This is a genomic window from Algibacter agarivorans, from assembly GCF_039543245.1.
Lineage (GTDB): Bacteria > Bacteroidota > Bacteroidia > Flavobacteriales > Flavobacteriaceae > Algibacter_G > Algibacter_G agarivorans.
Genome location: NZ_BAABJJ010000012.1, coordinates 145,418 through 164,376 on the forward strand (window position 1 = coordinate 145,418; position 18,959 = coordinate 164,376).

Consider the following 18,959-nt stretch of genomic DNA (forward strand, 5'->3'; position numbering starts at 1 on the left):
AACTTAATTATGAAAACTACTATTTTACGTTCGTTATTTTTACTTTTCTCTGTGTCTGTTTTATCACAGGCTGGTCATATCATGCAAGGTGTTGGCGCTGTAAACATGTCTATGGGAGGTGCTGCAACTGGACAACCACTTGACATTTCTGGAGCATTACAATGGAATCCTGCATCAATTTCGGCTTTCGATGACAAAATAATCAAACTAGATGTTGGGTTATTCTTTTCATCGCCTGAGTTATTCTCTACGGTTCCTGAATTTGACTCTAATACAGGTCAACCAACTGGCAATTTCTTCAGTGGTAACACCAAGGATGATAGAGGTGTTTCTCCTATGCCTGCATTAGCCATGGTTTGGGGGAAAGAAGGCAGCAAACATACTTTTGGCGCATCTGCATTTGGCATTAGTGGATTTGGAGTTACGTTCCCAGAAAGCATGACGAATCCTATTAATATGCCTCAACCAAATGGTTTTGGGCATATTGAATCTGATTATATATTATTACAAATCGGAGCTACTTGGGCTTATGAATTATCTGATAAATTTTCAATTGGTGTAGAACCGACTTTTAACTATTCTACATTAGAATTAGCACCTAACCCTACTGCAAATCCCAATGGCTCAGGTTATCCTTCAGCAGATAAAGCTACAGCTACAGGAATTGGAGCACAATTTGGATTATTCTTTGATTCGGGTTCAGGATTTAAAGCTGGAGCGTCATATAAAACAACCCAAAAGTTTAGCGAATTCGAATTTGATAATACCTATTTAGATAATTCAACAGCAAAAAATAAATTTCAAATGGATTATCCTGCAATTTTATCATTTGGTTTAGGGTATTCTAATGATGCGATTGATTTAGCTTTAGATTACAGAATGGTAGATTATGAAAATACTGATGGTTTCTCTGAAACTGGATGGACGACAACAGCATCTGTATCAGGATTTGGATGGGAAAATATTTCAATTTTATCGGCAGGTCTTCAATATAAAGGCGTTGATAAATTGCCATTACGTTTAGGTTATACTTATAGCTCTAATCCAATTCCTGAAGACGTAGCGTTTTTTAACATTCCTGCAACTGCAATTATTAAAAATGCATTCCAATTAGGATTTAGTTATGAAGCTAATGATAATTGGAAGCTTGATATTGTTTATCATTATGGCTCTAGTGGTGATGCAACTAAAGGTCAAGTTCTGAATCCAATGTTTATAGGTGCTGGTAATCCTCTTGGTGCCATCCCCGGTAGTGAAGTATCTTACGACATGACTACATCAATGATTCAATTTGGTGTAAGCTATAAATTTATTAAAACACAAGAAACTAATTAGTACGCCTACTTATTGTCGTACTGTAAGTTTAATATTCAATAAAAAATGCGAACCATGAGTTCGCATTTTTTATTTATGAAGTTTTAATTGTATTCGCTTTCGCGGAATACGAACTTTTATAGTTTTAAATTTTATAGTCCACGATCTCCATGTTATTAATCAATAAAACGCCAACCTATATTGTGCAGGCGTTCGCTTAGTTATAGATTTAAACTGACGATGGAAAAAGGATAAATTTGAGTATCCCGTTTCAAAAGAAATTTGCTCTACGGAGTTATCCGATTCGCGCAAAAGTTCGCATGCCTTACTTATACGGTATTCGTTCAAGTAGGAGGTAAATGTTTTATTAAATGTTTTTTTAAAGAATTTTGAAAATGAAACTGGTGTCATGTAAACCAAATCGCTTAATTGCTGGGATGAAATTTTATTTTGATAATTATGCTCAACAAATTCCATAATTTTTTGAATGCGTTTTGAAACATTGGTGTTTACATTAAAATGTCCGCCCAAACTCAATGATTCGTATCGATCCAAGGATAATTCATGCAATAATCCCACTGTTTTCAGTAACCGAAACATAGGCGATACATGTTGCATTTCAAGCAGTTTTTTTCCAGCTATTTTTGCCGTTTTAGGATGAAACACCACGCCTTTATAACTAGCTTTTAGCAATTTGTTTATGGATATAAACTCGTCCTTTTCCATCCAACCCTTACCAAGCAAGTTTTCATTAAACTGTATAAAAACCGATTTTGCTATGTGCATTTTGGCATGATTACTTTTCCAACAATGTGGCAAATTGGGACCTATTAATACCAATTCTCCAGGATAATAACTATGAATGGCGTTTCCAACACTACGAATACCAGAGCTTTCACAAATATAAGTTAGCTCCCATTCTGGGTGATAATGCCAAGGTGATTCAAATGCTTCCTTTTCAAAAATATCATAATGAAAGGATTGATTTAAATCAGTAGAAATTGGTTCAAAAATAGCTTTCAAAGTGTATCAATTTTCATATTAAATACATTCCATATCAAAATTAAGTAAAAATAGTACATGTTTACACTAATAGTGTATTTAATATCACATGTAAATCTCAACTATTTTTACATAAACAAATAAAGACAAATTCAAATATGGCTCTTGATGTTATTGTTTCTGGATTATTGGTAGTAGATATTTTAGCCAAAGTACCTTCAAAAATTATTAAAGGCACCAAACACGAAATTTCTAAAATACTAGTTCAAGGTGGTGCTCCTGCTGGAAACGCTGCTTGTGTTATAGCTAAATCTGGCTTAAAAACTGGGTTTGTGGGTTATAAAGCAGACAATACCTTAAGTATTATTGCCAACCAAGAATTACATAAATGTGGAGTTAACACATCCTTGATGATTGAAAAAGAAAACTTTCAGCCAGCTATAGCTGTAGTGGAAGTTGATGCTAATAATGGCGATCGTACTGTTTTCTATTCTTTAGATAATTATAGCCCATTGGCAATAAAAGATATTAACGAAGATTGGGTAAAAAACAGCAAACTACTTTTAGTAGATGGCTACGATGTAACTGGTAATTTAGAGTTATTGAAAATTGCAAAAAAACACGAAACCCCATCAGTATTAGATATTGAAACAGGAGATATAGCCATCTTAAAACAGATGATACAATTGGGCGACCACATAATTTTACCGTTGGAAGGCGCACAATTAATTACTGGATTAAAGGATACCCACGACTGTTTGTTTGCTCTTGGCAAACTTACCAAAGGTCAGTTGATAATTACCGATGGTGCTAATGGAAGTTGGGCAATCGAAAACAACAATATCATCCATCAACCAGCGTTCCCCGCTAAAGTTGTGGATACTACAGGTTGTGGCGATGCCTTTCATGGCGCCTATGCCATTGCGCTTTTAGAGGGCAAAAACCTTGTAAATAGAATGCAATTTGCTTCAGCATACGCTTCTATTATCGCAACCCATTTTGGCGGAAGAAGTTATTTCCCCAATAAACAAGAAGTCGAAAACGTAATCATTAAAAACACAAAGTGATGGTAGAAGATAATATTGGCACTCCTGAATTAAAAGAATCTATAGATACTTCACAAAACACGTTAGATTTTTTAAACCGAAAAGGTGTTGTTGCTAAGGAAATGGAACAATTAATAACGCCCAAACAAACCGTAAAAAAAGTAAGTATAGGACTTATAGGCATTGGTTTTGAATTGCATTTTGATTGGGAAAAAGCAAAAAAATCCTATTCAGAAGCTTTACAACAAACCAAGCGCGCCATGGGAGAAAACAACTCGTTATTAGCACCTAAAGAGCCCGTACAAACAAAAGCCGATTTATTAGCCCTTTTAAATGAGTACAATGCTCAAGGCATGAGCGGATTAATAATATATCAGGCATCCTATATTGCTGGAGATTTGGCTTTGGCACTGGCAAATTGGTTACGCGAACATGCCATTCCCTTATTAAGTTGGTCGCACGACGAAGTTACCGGTGGTAGATTAACAGCAAATAGATTATGCGGACAAAACTTCTTACTAAATATTTTAAACGGTATGGAGGTGAAGTATTCTTGGGTAGTAAATGCCCCAAAATCGCTTCAATTAGACCAAGTTTTAGACCGTTTCATTAGAGTGGTTACTGCAAAAAAACATTTACAAAACAGTACTGTTTTAATGATAGGAGGTATGCGCGTTCCAGGTTTTTACGATTGCGAACTTAACGAATTATCAATCTCAAAACATTTTGGTCTAGGAATAGATCGGGTTGATATTGAAACCGTATGGAGATATGGTGAAAAATTTGCAAAAAAGGACATTGACAAGATTGTCTCTAAACTAATTAATGATGAAAATTGCGGGCTTTCTAAAGTAAATGAAAGGGAACTGTTTTTATCTGTACGTTTTAGTTTGGCCATTGCCGATTATGCAAGACAAGGGAATTATTTAGGCGTTGCACTTAAAAACTGGCCAGAACTTTTCGATAACTATAAAATTGCAGGCGATGGCGCAGGAGCGTTAGTACAAGATTTAGGTATTCCTATTTCAGATGAATCTGATATGGGTGGTCTTATTACCATGGTTGCAATAAACGAAATTACACAGGGCAAAGCGTTACCAACATTAATGGATCTTTCTATATTAAACGCAGAGGAAAACAAATTAGGCATGTGGCATTGTGGTGGCTCACCTACCCGATTACTTCGTAGCGGCACTAAATTTGAAGTTCGAAATCACAGTATTCTTGACAACTATGACGAAGCTCAATCCTATGGCATGCTTTTAGAATTTTTATTGGAAAAAGGAGCAGTTACTATAGCAAAATATCAATATCCACATGCATCTGACATGTTGTCTTTTGAAGGAAAAATTATAGACTCTCCTATGCGATTTAGAGGCGCCTATGGGGAAATAGTAACTCAAAACGTAAAAGCATCTGCAGTGGTAGGCACCATATTGAGCAAAGGATTAGATCATCATTGGATAGTTGGCCGAGGCCATTTTCAAGAAGACCTAAAAGAATTTAATCATTGGGCAAATGTTCAAGACATTGCATTTGTTAATGAAGGATTAAGCGGACGCAGTATCCAAAAACATTTAAACTACTAACAACATATTAAAACATAATAAAATGAAACAGGGAGAACTAATTACATTGTTGAATACCTACAGAAAAGAACAAAAATGCATCATAGGGTTTAACATTAACGACATATACGATTTGCAGGCAGTAGCACTTGCAGCAGACGAAGCTAATTGCCCAGTAATGGCAATGACCTATCCTCCAGTTGTAGAATTAAACTCTAGTTTTTTGTGTAAAAAAATGGTTGAAGGTATTCAAGCTAAAACAAAACAACCTATATACCTACATTTAGACCATAGTACTTCTGTAGATATGTGTAAACAAGCCATTGACGATGGTTACCATTCTGTAATGATTGATGGGTCTCAAAAAAGTTTAAAGGAAAATATAGCCATGACTAAAGAAGTGGTGCGTTATGCAGAATCAGCAGGTGTTTTAGTGGAAGCTGAAATTGGTAAAATTATGGGTCGTGATGTCGTGGTTAAATCCGATAAGGACTTTTTAGCAAGTGTTGAAGATGTTCGCGCTATTGTTGAAGAAGCCAACCCACATATTATGGCCGTTGGTATTGGTACAGCACACGGGTTTACGCCAAAAGCACCTAAAATCCATTTTGATAGATTATCTGAAATTGCTGAAGCTATTAGCGTTCCATTGGTATTACATGGTGGTACTGGAATTCCTGATGCCGATATTCAAAGATCTATAAAAATAGGAGTTGCAAAGTTAAATGTGGGTACTATTGTCCATACTACTTATATGAAAGAGTTGTATAATGCCATAGGCAAAGATGTAAATAGTGCCTATCCTCCTTATTTAATGAAAGACGTTATTCCTACAATTAAAGATGTAGTTTTAGATAGATTGAATGCTGTTAATTTTGTACCAGCTAATCTTTAAAGCATTAACATTGTATCCTACAAGGTCTTTTTTTGACCTTGTAGGCATCTTGAATTTACCCTGCAAGGTTTTAGAAATCCAGTAGGTATTTAGCATATTGAAATCACATCCTATCCGATTATGATAGTTAACTCCCTTGAAGGACACCCCTAAAATCCCTCAAGGGGACAATTTAGACCGAAGACCAGTCGAATCCAAATAGAACATCTATTCTGCACTGGTAGAATACCGTGTACCTACTTTATGCTATTTATGCAATTTTAACTGAATACGCTTTCGCGGAACATCAACCTCTAACACTTTTACTATAATTTGCTGGTGTAAACTCACATGTTCATTTACATCTTTCACAAAACTATCTGATAAATTGGATACGTGAATTAATCCGCTTTCTTTAATCCCAACATCTACAAAACAACCAAAATTGGTAATATTATTCACAATTCCCGGAAGTAATTGTCCTTCTTTTAAATCGCCAATTGTTTTTATATTTTGATTGAATGTGAAAACTTTAGCCTGCTCTCGAATATCCAAACCTGGTTTTTCTAGTTCTTTGATGATATCTTCAAGCGTTAGCAGACCAACTGAATCCGTGCAATATTTTTTTAAGTCTATCTTTTGAAGTAACTCTTTATTGCCAATTAAATTATCAACTGACTTACCCAAATCTTTTGCCATTTTAGTTACTATCCCATAACTTTCAGGATGAACCGCAGAATCGTCTAAAGGGTTTTTAGCATCCTTAATTCTCAAAAAAGCTGCGCCTTGCTCAAAAGCTTTTCCTCCTAATCGTGGTACATTTTTAATATCGGTTCTAGATGTAAAAACACCGTTTTCGTTTCTGTAATTAAAAATATTTTCGGCTAGTTTTGGTCCTATTCCTGATACATAACTCAACAACGATTTACTTGCCGTATTGATGTTTACACCAACTGAGTTTACACAATTTTCTACAACAACATCCAACTGTTTTTGAAGTTTAGTTTGGTCTACATCATGTTGGTATTGACCAACTCCAATGGATTTAGCATCAATCTTTACCAATTCTGCCAATGGATCTTGTAAACGACGTCCAATAGAAACCGACCCACGTACCGTAACATCGTAATTTGGGAATTCTTCACGTGCAATTTTTGAAGCCGAATAAATACTTGCTCCCGCCTCGCTAACCACAAAAACCTGTATATCGTTTTTAAAATGAACTTTTCTTATTAGCGCTTCTGTTTCTCTTGATGCTGTGCCGTTTCCTATAGCAATGGCTTCTATTTTATAAGCATCGGCAAGCGAACTTATTTTTTTCATCGCTCCAACGCTATCACTTTTTGGTGGATGCGGATAAATAGTTTCGTTATATTTTAATTGCCCTTGAGCATCTAAACACACCACTTTACAGCCTGTTCTATATCCAGGATCAATGGCTAAAACACGTTTTTCCCCTAATGGAGAGCCTAATAAAAGCTGTTTTAAATTTTTAGCAAAAACGGTAATTGCTGATTCATCGGCTTTCTCTTTAGCTAATTGCAAAGCTTCGTTGCTTAATGATGGCAACAACAAACGCTTATAAGCATCTTTAACAGCTGTTTTTATGTAGCCCGCGCAAGCGTTATCGCTTTTAATAATGCGCCTTTCTATATAATCTAAAGCCCTATCGTTATCAATTTCAATTTTAACGCGAATAAAACCTTCTTTTTCTGCTCTTAGAATGGCTAAAAGTCGGTGTGATGGTATTCTATTTAGAGATTCTTCCCAATCAAAATAATCTCTAAATTTTTGTGCATTTTCGTCGTCTGCTTTTGTTTTTATCACTTTCGTGGAAATTATTGCAAAACGTTCTAATTGACGACGGATATTATTTCGAATATCTGTTCTTTCATTTATCCATTCTGCAATAATATGTCTTGCACCTTCTAAAGCATCTTCAACTGAATTAATATCACCTTTTACATATTTAAACGCAATAGAATCCATATCATTTGCATTTTGAGACATAATAATTTTTGCCAATGGCTCTAATCCATTTTGTCTTGCCTTTTCTGCTTTGGTTTTTCGACTTTTCTTGTATGGTAAGTATAAATCTTCAAGCGTTACTAAATCTTGAGTTGCTTGAATTTTTTGTTTTAATTCTGGAGTAAGAACCTCCTGTTCTTCCAAAGCTTTTAAAATAGCTTTTTTTCGTTTTTCTAAAGCTTCAAATTGTTCTTTGTATTTTACAATATCCCCTATTTGAACCTCATCCAAATTCCCTGTACGTTCTTTTCTATATCTTGATATGAAAGGAATGGTACAATCTTCGTTAAGTAATTCAATCGTGTTTTTTACAGATGTTTCTGGAAGTTGGGTATGTTGGATTATATATTTTATCATTCTATTATATGGGCTAAATTATAATGAAACTAAAGAATTTTCTGTTCAATTTAACTAAAAAGACCTGTCGGGTTTTGGAAACCTGACAGGTCTGGATATTATTTTTTAAAAGTATCAAGCCACTTTCTTAATCAAATCAAAACAAGGGCATTTTTTACAGCGTTTATTCTCGCTTTTTTTAAATTTTTTACAGCAACTATCTTTTACTTTTTTAGGCAATTCTTTGCCTAATTTTCGTAATTTTTTAATTGCTTTCTTTTTCTTCTTTTTGCCCAAAACAGAATATAATATTCGAAACTTTGGCAAAAATAAGTTATTTTTATTAAATCTAAATAAGCTTAAATGTTAAATTATTGAGGCGTATTTGTAGCCGCTGTAGTAACGGTTAAATTTTCAATATCTCTATCAAATAAATATAAGCCACCTTTATCGTCGCCAATCATATTTATTTTATCGAGAATGGTCCTAGCCACAGCTTCTTCTTCTATTTGCTCTGCAACGTACCACTGTAAAAAGTTGTGCGAGGCATAGTCTTTTTCTTGAAGACTTATATGCACTAATTCATTTATACTTTGAGACACAAACACCTCATGTTCAAACAATTTTTCAAACATTTCTTTAATCGATTTAAAGGTAACGTTTGGTGCTTTTAATTCTGAAATTTTGGCATGACCTCCGCGTTCATTTACAAACTTTACTAACTTTAACATGTGTTCGCGTTCTTCATCGCTTTGCGCGTACATAAAATTGGCAACACCTTCTAATCCTTTAACTTCAGCCCAACAGGCCATAGCTAGATAAATTTGAGAAGATTCTGCCTCTATGCGTATTTGATTATTTAATGCGTCTTGTATGGTTTTTGATAACATAATGTTCTTTTTAGTAAAGGTAAAAAATTACTTGCTTTCTTCTTACTTATATCCATAAAAAAAGGTTATTCTAATATTAGAATAACCTTTTACTTATAAATAATTAACGTTGTATAATTACTGTACTGTAAGCGTATATTGTGGTGTTGGATTTAATGGACAGAAATATACATATTCTCCTTTTGCTAATACTGTTGCGTTTGTTTTTTGAGTTTCCCCATCTTTAACAACAGTTGTTACATAAGCTGTTTTTATGTGGTTTTCTGGATTACTAGCATCTTCTCCTTTTTTAACTAAAACCAAACCTACTTCTTTTGCGGCATGGTTATTTGCTACTTCAAATACATAAGTGCCTTCACTTACTGTTAACGCTTTTTGGACAAATTCTCCTTTAGTTTGCTCTAAAGCAATTGTTTTTACTGCTTTGTCCATCATTTTGTCTTGTGCATTTGAGTTAAATGTAAATGCTAATACTACTACTAAAATTGCTACTACTTTTTTCATTGTTTTAATTTTTTGTGAGCTTTTTGCTCAGGTTTATTGAATTGATTATTAATTTAATACGTGTTTATTTATACTGTTGCAGCTTCTAAAGGTTGAGCCAATGGAAAATCTACTGGTACTTGTGTTGTACTATGCACATAGTTTGAAATCGTTTTATCCCCTACTAAAGAAATGGTGTCGATTAAGTTCCCTTTTGAGTATCCTGCATTAAAAAAGTTTTCTAATACAGCTTCATCTGTTCTTCCTCTATTTTCTGTGATGTTTCTAGCTAATCTTGCTAAAGCATTTAATTTATTATCAAAAGAGGCCTGTCCTGCTCTTAGTTCTAAAATTTGATCATCTGAAAAACCATTCATTTTACCTATTGCAGTATGTGCAGATAAACAGTAAATACAGTTGTTTACTTCACTTACAGCTAAGTTTACAACTTCTTTTTCTTTAGCAGATAAAGATGTTTTTGCATTTGCGAAATTTAAATAGTTTTCTAAAGCAGTATCACTATTTGCATAGGTTGCATATAAATTTGGTACAAATCCTAAAGCTTTATTTAAATTATCGAAAATGGCTTGGTTATTTTCACTTACTTGGTCTCTTGTTGGTACATTAAATGCGCTCATAATTTTTATTTTTAAATTGTTTTTAATTTGAATTTTACTGTTTGTAATTCTTGGTACAAAGGTGCAACCGTTATAAAATTTACACCATGTAGTTTATTCCTTTTGGCTTGTCAATTTTTCCTTTTACTGATTTAAGCCTATTGAGTTAGAAGTAATATGCGGTCTTTCAGCATCACAATAAAAATCTGAAATATGATTTTGCTCGCAATGTGTTTTTGGTGAAATAGTATTTAATAGTTCTTTTCTTTTTCCTCTAAATATTTCAATTAAGTTGAAAATAGATATGTGTTTTAAATTCATGACTTTGTTGTTTTAATTGTTCACAAAGATGAATTAAAAGAAGACCTGATAAAATGGCAAGAACACCCTAAGGATTGTCAATTTTTCCCTAAATAGGTTTTTTGAGTTGTTTTTTGAAATCTGAAGGTGACAACGTAGTTTGTTTTTTGAATAATCTACTTAAATGTGAAGCATCTTCAAAGCCAATTTCATAAGCTATTTCTTTAGCTGTTTTATCTGTGTAGATTAATAGGCGTTTTGTTTCAAGTATAATACGCTCATGAATAATTTGTAGTGGACTTGTGTTTAACTTAGCAAAAGTATTAGATAAGGTTTTAGGAGATTTAAATAATTTATCTGCATAAAAAGATACACTATGCTCCTCTTTAAAAAAGGATTCTACCAGCATATTAAACTCACGTAGTAAATCGATTTTTGTGTTTTTAGCTGTTTCTACAAAACCTTCTTTTGCTTTCAGTAATCTCGTGCTTATAATAATGAACCGAGCCATAAGCATGCGTAGCATTTCAGCTTGAATGGTATCCTCAGTTTCTAGTTCATCTAAAAACACTTCGTGAAGGATATTTAATTTTCTATTTTCTTTAGAATCTAATTCAATTATTGGAATATGCACATTTCCAAAAAACAATAATCCTGCACAACTTACTTCTTGATCGTGGTCCTTAATGCAATAAAACTCTCTATTGAATTGATACACTACCAAATCTTTCCCTGAAATGAATTGAAAATATTGCACTGTGGTTAATGCTAAAATACTATTGGGCTCAATAATATATGGAATACTATCAACAATAATTTCGGCTTTAGAATTAGCTGTTCTTATAAAGGTATATAAATCGGGTTGTTTTGATGTTTTATACAATTCCAGGAGTTCTTCATCTCCTATTTTAAGAATGGCGTTGGTAGAGAATTCTTTGAATGTTTTTTGCATAGATACTTTGTCTGAATCTTTTTAAAAACATTACAAGTTATTTCAATGCAGAATTGGTATTAAATAAAATAGCTTATTTACGTACCAAAACGAAAAGGCTATTCCTTTAAGAATAACCTTTTCTATTATCATCAATCAAAAAACCGGTTACTGTCCAGCTTGAGTTTTAGCGTCTTGAATCATTTTTTCATTTGGTAGAATTGCCACATTTACACGTCTGTTTTTGGCTCTACCTTCAGCAGTTGCATTATCATGTAGAGGTTGAGTTTCTCCAAACCAATTTGTAGTTAAACGCCCAGCACTTACACCGCTTTGTGTTAAATAATTAGTTACTGCATAAGCTCTGTTTTTTGATAGCGTCATATTATAATCATCTGCTCCCACACTATCAGTGTGTCCAACAACTAAAATATTAGTATCTGGAAATTCCTTAAAAACACCTATAAGTTTGTTTAAAGTAGTTTGTGACGCCTCATTAATATTATATTTATTCGTAGCAAAGTAAACACCACTGCTTTCATCAAAAGTAACAACAATACCATTATCTACACGTTCAACTTGTGCGCCTGGAATTTCCTCTTCAATTTTTTGGGCTTGCTTATCCATTTTATTTCCAATAAGCACACCAGCACCCCCACCAATAACGCCTCCAATAACAGCACCTAATTCTCCATTACCACCTTTTCCAACATTATTACCTATAATAGCACCTAAAATAGCACCGCCTGTAGCACCAATTACACCTCCTTTTTGTTTATTGTTTGCATTTTGTACAGCTTTACAATTTGTAAACCCAATAGACAGAACCATTGTTAAAATTACAATTGCTGCTTTATTTAAAATTGTTTTCATCTTTTTTTTATTTTGTAAAATTCATGTTTATAATAAATGGCTTACCATCTTTATAAATAGTTTGTTGCCATTGCATATTCGATTCTGATAATGCGGTTAATTTTAATCGAAACCCTTTATTGGTTTCAGATTTACCTTTTGCGTCTGTTGGCTTTAATAAGAAATTATAAAGTCCTGTTTGCTCATCTATTTCTTTAATAGTGAAATTAAAATAACGCATACCAGTAGTGCAACCTGCATTATTGATAACATAAGTACCTGTGTTGTTATTTGGAACAAATTGCCAAGAGCTGCCTTCAAAACATGCCTTTGATGCATCATTTAGCAAGGTTACATTGAATGTTCCAACGGCGCTGTAATCTATTTTGCTTAAAGTCCATTCACCTTTTATGACTTTTTTGGAATCTCTCACGGTTTTTGATGTTCCGCATCCGAATAAACTAATAGCAAGTAACAAAATAATTGTTTTTTTCATATGTGTTTATTTAATTTATAGCTAAAGTATTTACGAATTAAGCCTATTTTTAGACGCTTTAATCAAATGGTTTTTTTGAAAAAATTTCAATAATTAATATTTACAAAATTAAGACCCCAATTAATTAAAAGCGTCACCTTTATTAAACAATTTCCTTGTAAAAACTCGTGATATTAAAACGCCCCCAATAATACCGAACTGCATTAAGAATTACAGGCTAATTTACCTGCAACCCATTACCAACACTAGCATCATCAGGATTTACAAACACTAATTTCCCTTCGGGAGTTTCAGTCATTAAAATCATCCCTTGACTCTCCACACCTCGTAGCGCTCTTGGAGCAAGATTTACTAGAACAGTTACGCGTTTTCCAACGACTTCTTCTGGTGTAAAGCTTTCAGCAATACCCGAAACTATGGTCCGCACATCAATACCTGTATCTACTTTTAAAACAAGCAGTTTTTTAGTTTTTGGCATTTTTTCAGCTTCTAAAATCGTCCCCACACGGATATCTAATTTTGTGAAATCTTCAAAAGTAATGGTGTCCTTTTGTGGCTCCGTAACCTTATTCGCAGCCTCGTTTGCTTTTTTACTGGCTTCTAATTTATCGAGTTGCTTTTGAATGGTTTCATCTTCAACTTTAGAAAATAACAGTTCTGCTTTTCCTATGTGATGGTTTGCTGGTAAAAGTATATTTTTAGAACTCACTTCGTTCCAAGTGGATTCCACATCAAGTGCGGAATGACAAAGTATTCCTTTAAGTTTAGCAGAAGTAAACGGTAAAAACGGCTCGCTCAACGTTGCTAATGCAGAGGAGATTTGAAGCGCCACATACATGATTGTTTTGGTACGCGCTTCATCTACTTTAATAACCTTCCAAGGTTCTGCGTCGGCTAAATATTTATTTCCTAAGCGCGCTAAATTCATCAACTCTTGTCCCGCTTCTCTAAAACGGTAACGCTCTATAGAACTGGCAATAACATCTGGGTATGCTTTTATAGCTGCCAAAGTATCTTCATCTACTTGTAAAAATTCCGATGGTTCAGGCACAATACCATCATAATATTTGTTGGTTAATACCACGACGCGATTTATAAAGTTTCCAAAAATGGCTACCAACTCATTGTTGTTTCTAGCTTGAAAATCTTTCCAAGTAAAATCGTTGTCTTTTGTTTCTGGTGCGTTAGAGTTTAAAGCATAACGCAATACATCTTGTTGACCAGGGAAATCTTCTAAATAGTCTGGCAACCAAACGGCCCAGTTTTTAGAGGTTGATAATTTATTACCCTCTAAATTCAAAAATTCATTTGCAGGCACATTTTCTGGCAAAATATAGGAGCCTTCTGCTTTTAACATTGATGGGAAAATAATACAGTGAAATACGATATTATCTTTTCCTATAAAATGCACCAATTTAGTGTCTTTATCTTTCCAATACAACTCCCAATCTTTTCCTTCTCGGGCCGCCCATTCTTTGGTTGATGATATGTAGCCTATTGGCGCATCAAACCAAACGTATAGCACTTTACCTTCGCTACCTTCTGCTGGAACAGGTATTCCCCAATCTAAATCTCGGGTTACAGCACGTGGACGTAAACCATCATCAATCCAAGATTTACATTGTCCATAAACATTGGGTTTCCAATCTTTTTTATGACCTTCTAAAATCCATTCTTTTAAAAAGGCTTCATGTTTATCTAAAGGTAAAAACCAGTGTTTTGTCTGTTTTAAGGTCGGGACATTTCCTGTTATAGCTGACTTCGGATTTATTAAATCGGTAGCATTATGGCTGGTTCCACAGTTTTCACATTGGTCGCCATAGCTTTCTTCATTTCCACATTTTGGGCAAGTGCCTATAACAAATCGGTCTGCTAAAAACTGATTGGCCTCGGCATCATATAATTGCTCTGAAGTTTCTTCAATAAATTCCCCTTTATCATTTAAAGTTGTAAAGAATTCGGAAGCAGTTTCATGATGAATTGGCGCCGATGTCCGCGAATAATTATCAAAAGTAATCCCGAAATCTTCAAATGATTTTTTAATTATCGCATGGTATTTATCTACAATATCTTGTGGTGACACCCCTTCATTCTTAGCCTTAATCGTAATTGGCACACCATGTTCATCACTTCCGCCAATTAAAATAACATCATTTCCTGTTAAACGTAAATAGCGCGCATAAATATCAGCTGGCACGTAAACACCTGCTAAGTGGCCAATATGAATGGGTCCGTTAGTGTAAGGAAGTGCTGTGGTAATCGTATATCGTTTTGGCTTGTTCATTTTAAAACTCTTATGTCTGGTCGAGCGCAGTCGAGACCTTTATTTTTACGTAATTCCTTAAAACCTCTCGACTGCGCTCGAGGGGACAACCATTTAGAAGTCTTTTTTGAAGCCGTAAAAGTACACATTTTGAGTGCTATTTAGAAAAAAAATGTACATTTACATTATGTCAAAAAACCTACTAATAATAAGCTTGCTATGTGTTGTTTTTTTCTTCGGAAAAAAGGCCGTTTCAGCACAAAACACAATAAACCAAAAACAAAACATCACTTTGAAACAACCACCATACTTAAAAGCAGGCGATACCGTTGCCATTGTTGCGCCTTCAGGAATCTTAAAAAATAGAATAGGTGAAATACAGCAAGCCCAAGCCCTGTTAAAAAGTTGGGGATTACATTCGATAGTAGGGAAGCATGTATTTAATCAAGCTAAACATTTTGCTGGAACCGACGATGAACGTTGTGAAGACTTCCAAAACGCATTAGACAACCCTAAAATTAGTGCCATTTGGTGCGCACGTGGCGGCTATGGAACGGTTAGGATTTTAGATAAATTAGATTATTCTAAATTTAAGCAAAACCCTAAATGGGTTATCGGCTATTCAGATATTACAGCACTTCATAGCCAAATCCATAATCAAGGTGTTGAAAGTTTACATGCCGTTATGTGCGTAAGTTTACAAAAAGATGAATCTGAAATTGAAGCTAGCATTTCCTCATTTAAAAATGCCATATTCGGAAACCCTTTAAGCTATACTTTAGAAGGCTCATCATTTAACAAAACAGGAACAGCTTCGGGACAATTAGTTGGTGGCAATCTAACTATGCTGCAAACCATGTTAGGCTCTAAAACTAGTATTGACACTTCTGGAAAAATATTGTTTATTGAAGAAATTGGCGAATACAAATACCATATAGACCGTATGTTACAAAGTCTAAAACGTGCGGGTTATTTTGATAATTGCAAAGGTGTTATTGTTGGAGATATGACCAAACTCAGAAAAAATACCACACTTTGGGGAACCTCTATCGAGCAATTGGTTTTAGATGCGATGTCGGATTATGATTTTCCTATAGCTTTTAATATGCCTGCGGGTCACGAAAAAGATAATCGGGCTTTAATTTTGGGTAGAACAATTCAGTTGACAGTTAACGGTAAGCAATCTTCAATCATATTTGAGTAATCGAATTCAAATAAACCACTTGCAAAAAAACGACATGTTTATACACGTGAGTCTTTTACCGAACAAATAAGCCTTTTACAGACAGTATCGTCGTTTGAACGATTAATAAGGGGTATCATCTATTATTTTAAAGAGTTGTTAAAATATGCCATAATCTTGCATGTAAATAATAACAAACTTAAAAATACCCCAAAATGATGAAAAAATTACAATTCCTATTCGTAGCAATGATGCTTTTAATTTCAATTGATGTAAAAGCTGATGATATTGTAAATTCAAGTTTAAATTTAAACAATCCAGATGTACGCAAGTGCTTATTGGATGCTACAAAAAGTGAAGGCTGGAAATTAGCTTCTGTTTACTTAAGTTCTGATGACAAATTAGTATATATATTTGATAAAGGTAACGACACAAAAATTTACACAAGTAAAGACGTTTTTTCTAAATAAAAAACGATACTTAAAATTTTCAAAAGCCAGCTAAAAAGAATAGCTGGCTTTTTTATTTGAACTGATTTATTTTTTTCCAATTGGCCACGAAAAAGTTCAGACCAGTTCACTGCTAAACCCCAAACTGATTCAAATGATGATCTAGATGTTTATAAAACATCGTATTCCATTCCTGCTTTGTTAATTTTCCAAAAGAATGTGATTCCATACCATCAAAATAATCTTCACCTAAACTTTGGGCTTTCTTTAAATAATCTGTTAATCTCGCTTTTTCTTCTACAAAATTTCTAGCGTTAGTAATTAAAAATTGAGGAGCCGTTTTGCTGTTTTTTCTATAAGGCCTCTCGCCTACAACAGTATTCTTGACAAATAGTTTTAATATAAGTTTTGTAAATCCATTTGGTTTTGCGTGTTTATCTTCAAAAGCCATTTCGTAAGTAACGTTGCAATGCGCCAGCATTTGGTCTGCACTCATTTTCCCCCATAACGGCCTTGTTATTGGTTCTAGTTTGTTAATTCTGTTAATAACTAAGTCGGTTTCCTTAGCGTCGAAAATATTTGTCATGTGTTTAAAATTGGATTGATTTAAAACTCGCATGCAATTTATTTATTTTATTTTTACTTTAAAAGGTATCTGATGGCATTTTCCGATTTATAAAAGGAAGAACGGAACGTTTTGGTTGAAAAAATCAATCAAGATATTGCCAATGACCTATCTTCTAGTAAAACTGAAAACATTATTACCTATTTTTCAGATAAGGACACTTATATCAGGAAAACTGGATATTTAGCTATTGGAAAACTTTTTTATTCTAAATCAGAACTTCAAAAAGTCTGCTGTTTTGACGCAGCGAGAAGCTATTAATTATATTGATAGAAATTATAAATCAACTCATTAAAATCCACGCTCCTTCTGAATCTGCTCATAAGCCGCTTGTACTTGTCTAAACTTTTCTTCAGCGCCTTCTTGGTGTTCCTTTCCTAAATGGATGACTTTATCTGGGTGGTATTTTTTAGCCATATTTCGGTAGGCTTTTTTAATGTCGTCAACCGGGGCACTTTTCGTTATTTCTAAAACCTTATAAGCATTATCGCTACTGTTATAAAACATGGCTTTAATACTTTCATAATCTCTAGAACTAATACCTAAATATCCAGCTATGGTGTAAATTTGTTTTACCTCGTCTTCTGTTACAGTACCATCGGCTTTAGCAATACCAAACAAAAAGTGCATGAGTTGTAAGCGCGATGGATGATCCATCATTTGACGTATTTGCAAACACACCGGTCTTACTGCAACATGCTGCTTACTTATATTTTTAAACAATTTAAAAGCATGGTTTGCGCGTTCTTTACCATACATGTTTAGAAACTGTTGGCGTACAAAATCTAATTCACTTTGATCTTGTTTTCCATCGGCTTTTATAACTATGGAAGCTAAAACGAGTAAGCTCACTTCAAAATCGCCCGATTGTGTTTGTGGGCGCTGTCTGGATCGGTTTCTGTAAGTGGTTCTTTGCCCACGTTGTTGTGATTGCCCTTGACCTAATAAAGGATTCCCATCCGACATCGCATCAATCATACTACCTATGGCCAACCCAATAATTGCACCTATTGGACCTCCAAACGACCATCCTAACGCACCTCCTATCCATTTTGAAAAACTCATGTAAGTATAAATTTTGTTTATCGTCAAATATAATATTAGTTAGTTGATAATTATACCATATTGTTACACAATTGGTATCTTTGCAGTCTAAAATTGTTAATTATTAAAATTTAAAAATATGTATCCAGCAGAATTAGTAAAACCTATGCGTGAAGATTTAACAAACGTCGGTTTTGAAGAATTACAAACTGCCCAAGCGGTTGATGCCGCTTTAGCTAAAGCAGGCACTACACTTGTAGTTGTAAATTCGGTTTGTGGTTGTGCGGCAGCTAATGCGCGCCCAGGCGCTAGAATGAGTTTACAAAACGCAAAACGTCCTGACCATATTACAACGGTTTTTGCAGGTGTTGACAAAGAAGCCGTTGATGCGGCTCGTGGCTATATGATTCCTTTTCCTCCAAGTTCACCATGTATGGCATTGTTTAAGGATGGGGAATTGGTACATATGTTAGAGCGTCATCATATTGAAGGTCGTCCTGCAGAATTAATTGCAGAAAATCTGGTTGATGCTTATAACGAACATTGCTAGAACGCGTTATTAATAGAGAGGCTAGATAGTTACAAGGAAATCTATTCCATTCTCATTAATTTGATATTTGGATTTAACAGGACCTTATACTTCACTCTGAATGACAAA

19 protein-coding genes are annotated in these 18,959 nt (G+C 34.2%); 7 read left to right on the top strand and 12 right to left on the bottom strand.

Annotated features, from left to right (window positions below; genetic code table 11):
- Positions 1–9: 9 nt before the first annotated feature.
- Positions 10–1,335, top strand: coding sequence for an OmpP1/FadL family transporter (locus ABD935_RS05490; protein WP_345190667.1), 1,326 nt, complete (start codon positions 10–12; stop codon positions 1,333–1,335).
- Between the two features lie 159 nt (positions 1,336–1,494).
- On the opposite strand, the gene ABD935_RS05495 is transcribed toward ABD935_RS05490, so the two are convergent.
- Positions 1,495–2,337: an AraC family transcriptional regulator gene (locus ABD935_RS05495; protein ID WP_345190668.1), complete on the bottom strand. Its 843-nt coding sequence runs from the start codon at positions 2,335–2,337 to the stop codon at positions 1,495–1,497.
- Positions 2,338–2,474: 137 nt separating this feature from the next.
- Between ABD935_RS05495 and ABD935_RS05500 the strand changes: the two genes are divergently transcribed.
- The 3 genes from ABD935_RS05500 to ABD935_RS05510 are packed head-to-tail and all read left to right on the top strand — an operon-like array spanning position 2,475 to position 5,825.
- Positions 2,475–3,383, top strand: a complete 909-nt coding sequence (locus ABD935_RS05500; RefSeq protein WP_345190669.1) for a carbohydrate kinase family protein — start codon at positions 2,475–2,477, stop codon at positions 3,381–3,383.
- Positions 3,383–4,951: an L-fucose/L-arabinose isomerase family protein gene (locus ABD935_RS05505; RefSeq protein ID WP_345190670.1), complete on the top strand. Its 1,569-nt coding sequence runs from the start codon at positions 3,383–3,385 to the stop codon at positions 4,949–4,951. Before ABD935_RS05500 ends, ABD935_RS05505 begins: the two co-directional genes overlap by 1 nt.
- Before the next feature lie 22 nt (positions 4,952–4,973).
- Positions 4,974–5,825, top strand: coding sequence for a class II fructose-bisphosphate aldolase (locus tag ABD935_RS05510; RefSeq protein ID WP_345190671.1), 852 nt, complete (start codon positions 4,974–4,976; stop codon positions 5,823–5,825).
- 246 nt (positions 5,826–6,071) lie between these two features.
- Here ABD935_RS05510 and ABD935_RS05515 read toward each other — a convergent pair whose 3' ends face one another.
- From ABD935_RS05515 to metG, 9 genes are all read right to left on the bottom strand, one after another.
- Positions 6,072–8,189: a Tex family protein gene (locus tag ABD935_RS05515; RefSeq protein ID WP_345190672.1), complete on the bottom strand. Its 2,118-nt coding sequence runs from the start codon at positions 8,187–8,189 to the stop codon at positions 6,072–6,074.
- A 350-nt stretch (positions 8,190–8,539) separates the two neighbouring features.
- Positions 8,540–9,058: a ferritin gene (locus ABD935_RS05520; RefSeq protein ID WP_345190674.1), complete on the bottom strand. Its 519-nt coding sequence runs from the start codon at positions 9,056–9,058 to the stop codon at positions 8,540–8,542.
- Positions 9,059–9,175: 117 nt separating this feature from the next.
- Entirely contained in the window at positions 9,176–9,562 is a 387-nt protein-coding gene (locus ABD935_RS05525) for a cupredoxin domain-containing protein (protein ID WP_345190675.1), read from the bottom strand.
- 68 nt (positions 9,563–9,630) lie between these two features.
- Positions 9,631–10,179 (bottom strand): carboxymuconolactone decarboxylase family protein, encoded by a 549-nt coding sequence (locus ABD935_RS05530; RefSeq protein WP_345190676.1) that lies wholly within the window; start codon positions 10,177–10,179, stop codon positions 9,631–9,633.
- A gap of 123 nt (positions 10,180–10,302) precedes the next feature.
- Positions 10,303–10,479: a hypothetical protein gene (locus tag ABD935_RS05535; protein WP_345190677.1), complete on the bottom strand. Its 177-nt coding sequence runs from the start codon at positions 10,477–10,479 to the stop codon at positions 10,303–10,305.
- Between the two features lie 88 nt (positions 10,480–10,567).
- A complete protein-coding gene (locus tag ABD935_RS05540) occupies positions 10,568–11,410 on the bottom strand; it encodes a helix-turn-helix domain-containing protein (protein WP_345190678.1) in 843 nt (280 codons plus the stop codon).
- 147 nt (positions 11,411–11,557) lie between these two features.
- Entirely contained in the window at positions 11,558–12,262 is a 705-nt protein-coding gene (locus ABD935_RS05545; RefSeq protein WP_345190679.1) for a YiaD family glycine zipper/OmpA-like lipoprotein, read from the bottom strand.
- A gap of 7 nt (positions 12,263–12,269) precedes the next feature.
- Positions 12,270–12,737 (bottom strand): lipocalin family protein, encoded by a 468-nt coding sequence (locus tag ABD935_RS05550; RefSeq protein ID WP_345190680.1) that lies wholly within the window; start codon positions 12,735–12,737, stop codon positions 12,270–12,272.
- A 217-nt stretch (positions 12,738–12,954) separates the two neighbouring features.
- Positions 12,955–15,021: a methionine--tRNA ligase gene (gene metG, locus ABD935_RS05555; protein ID WP_345190681.1), complete on the bottom strand. Its 2,067-nt coding sequence runs from the start codon at positions 15,019–15,021 to the stop codon at positions 12,955–12,957.
- 166 nt (positions 15,022–15,187) lie between these two features.
- Between metG and ABD935_RS05560 the strand changes: the two genes are divergently transcribed.
- Both ABD935_RS05560 and ABD935_RS05565 read left to right on the top strand, forming a co-directional pair.
- Positions 15,188–16,204, top strand: a complete 1,017-nt coding sequence (locus ABD935_RS05560) for a S66 peptidase family protein (protein WP_345190682.1) — start codon at positions 15,188–15,190, stop codon at positions 16,202–16,204.
- 194 nt (positions 16,205–16,398) lie between these two features.
- Entirely contained in the window at positions 16,399–16,653 is a 255-nt protein-coding gene (locus ABD935_RS05565; RefSeq protein ID WP_345190683.1) for a hypothetical protein, read from the top strand.
- A gap of 112 nt (positions 16,654–16,765) precedes the next feature.
- Here ABD935_RS05565 and ABD935_RS05570 read toward each other — a convergent pair whose 3' ends face one another.
- The gene (locus ABD935_RS05570; protein ID WP_345190684.1) at positions 16,766–17,218 is read right to left on the bottom strand and encodes a DUF1569 domain-containing protein; all 453 of its coding nucleotides are present in this window, start codon (positions 17,216–17,218) and stop codon (positions 16,766–16,768) included.
- Between the two features lie 330 nt (positions 17,219–17,548).
- Positions 17,549–18,322, bottom strand: a complete 774-nt coding sequence (locus tag ABD935_RS05575; RefSeq protein WP_345190685.1) for a TerB family tellurite resistance protein — start codon at positions 18,320–18,322, stop codon at positions 17,549–17,551.
- Between the two features lie 118 nt (positions 18,323–18,440).
- Here ABD935_RS05575 and ABD935_RS05580 point away from each other — a divergent pair, with 118 nt between their 5' ends.
- Positions 18,441–18,851, top strand: coding sequence for a BrxA/BrxB family bacilliredoxin (locus tag ABD935_RS05580; RefSeq protein ID WP_345190686.1), 411 nt, complete (start codon positions 18,441–18,443; stop codon positions 18,849–18,851).
- The last annotated feature ends 108 nt before the right edge of the window (positions 18,852–18,959 follow it).

Coding starts and splice junctions, on each gene's coding strand:
- ABD935_RS05530 (WP_345190676.1), bottom strand. CDS start 10,179: ATGAGCGCATTTAATGTACCAACAAGAGACCAAGTAAGTGAAAATAAC.
- ABD935_RS05570 (WP_345190684.1), bottom strand. CDS start 17,218: ATGACAAATATTTTCGACGCTAAGGAAACCGACTTAGTTATTAACAGA.
- ABD935_RS05575 (WP_345190685.1), bottom strand. CDS start 18,322: ATGAGTTTTTCAAAATGGATAGGAGGTGCGTTAGGATGGTCGTTTGGA.
- ABD935_RS05535 (WP_345190677.1), bottom strand. CDS start 10,479: ATGAATTTAAAACACATATCTATTTTCAACTTAATTGAAATATTTAGA.
- ABD935_RS05520 (WP_345190674.1), bottom strand. CDS start 9,058: ATGTTATCAAAAACCATACAAGACGCATTAAATAATCAAATACGCATA.
- ABD935_RS05490 (WP_345190667.1), top strand. CDS start 10: ATGAAAACTACTATTTTACGTTCGTTATTTTTACTTTTCTCTGTGTCT.
- ABD935_RS05550 (WP_345190680.1), bottom strand. CDS start 12,737: ATGAAAAAAACAATTATTTTGTTACTTGCTATTAGTTTATTCGGATGC.
- ABD935_RS05580 (WP_345190686.1), top strand. CDS start 18,441: ATGTATCCAGCAGAATTAGTAAAACCTATGCGTGAAGATTTAACAAAC.
- ABD935_RS05560 (WP_345190682.1), top strand. CDS start 15,188: ATGTCAAAAAACCTACTAATAATAAGCTTGCTATGTGTTGTTTTTTTC.
- ABD935_RS05525 (WP_345190675.1), bottom strand. CDS start 9,562: ATGAAAAAAGTAGTAGCAATTTTAGTAGTAGTATTAGCATTTACATTT.
- ABD935_RS05545 (WP_345190679.1), bottom strand. CDS start 12,262: ATGAAAACAATTTTAAATAAAGCAGCAATTGTAATTTTAACAATGGTT.
- metG (WP_345190681.1), bottom strand. CDS start 15,021: ATGAACAAGCCAAAACGATATACGATTACCACAGCACTTCCTTACACT.
- ABD935_RS05500 (WP_345190669.1), top strand. CDS start 2,475: ATGGCTCTTGATGTTATTGTTTCTGGATTATTGGTAGTAGATATTTTA.
- ABD935_RS05540 (WP_345190678.1), bottom strand. CDS start 11,410: ATGCAAAAAACATTCAAAGAATTCTCTACCAACGCCATTCTTAAAATA.
- ABD935_RS05510 (WP_345190671.1), top strand. CDS start 4,974: ATGAAACAGGGAGAACTAATTACATTGTTGAATACCTACAGAAAAGAA.
- ABD935_RS05515 (WP_345190672.1), bottom strand. CDS start 8,189: ATGATAAAATATATAATCCAACATACCCAACTTCCAGAAACATCTGTA.
- ABD935_RS05565 (WP_345190683.1), top strand. CDS start 16,399: ATGATGAAAAAATTACAATTCCTATTCGTAGCAATGATGCTTTTAATT.
- ABD935_RS05505 (WP_345190670.1), top strand. CDS start 3,383: ATGGTAGAAGATAATATTGGCACTCCTGAATTAAAAGAATCTATAGAT.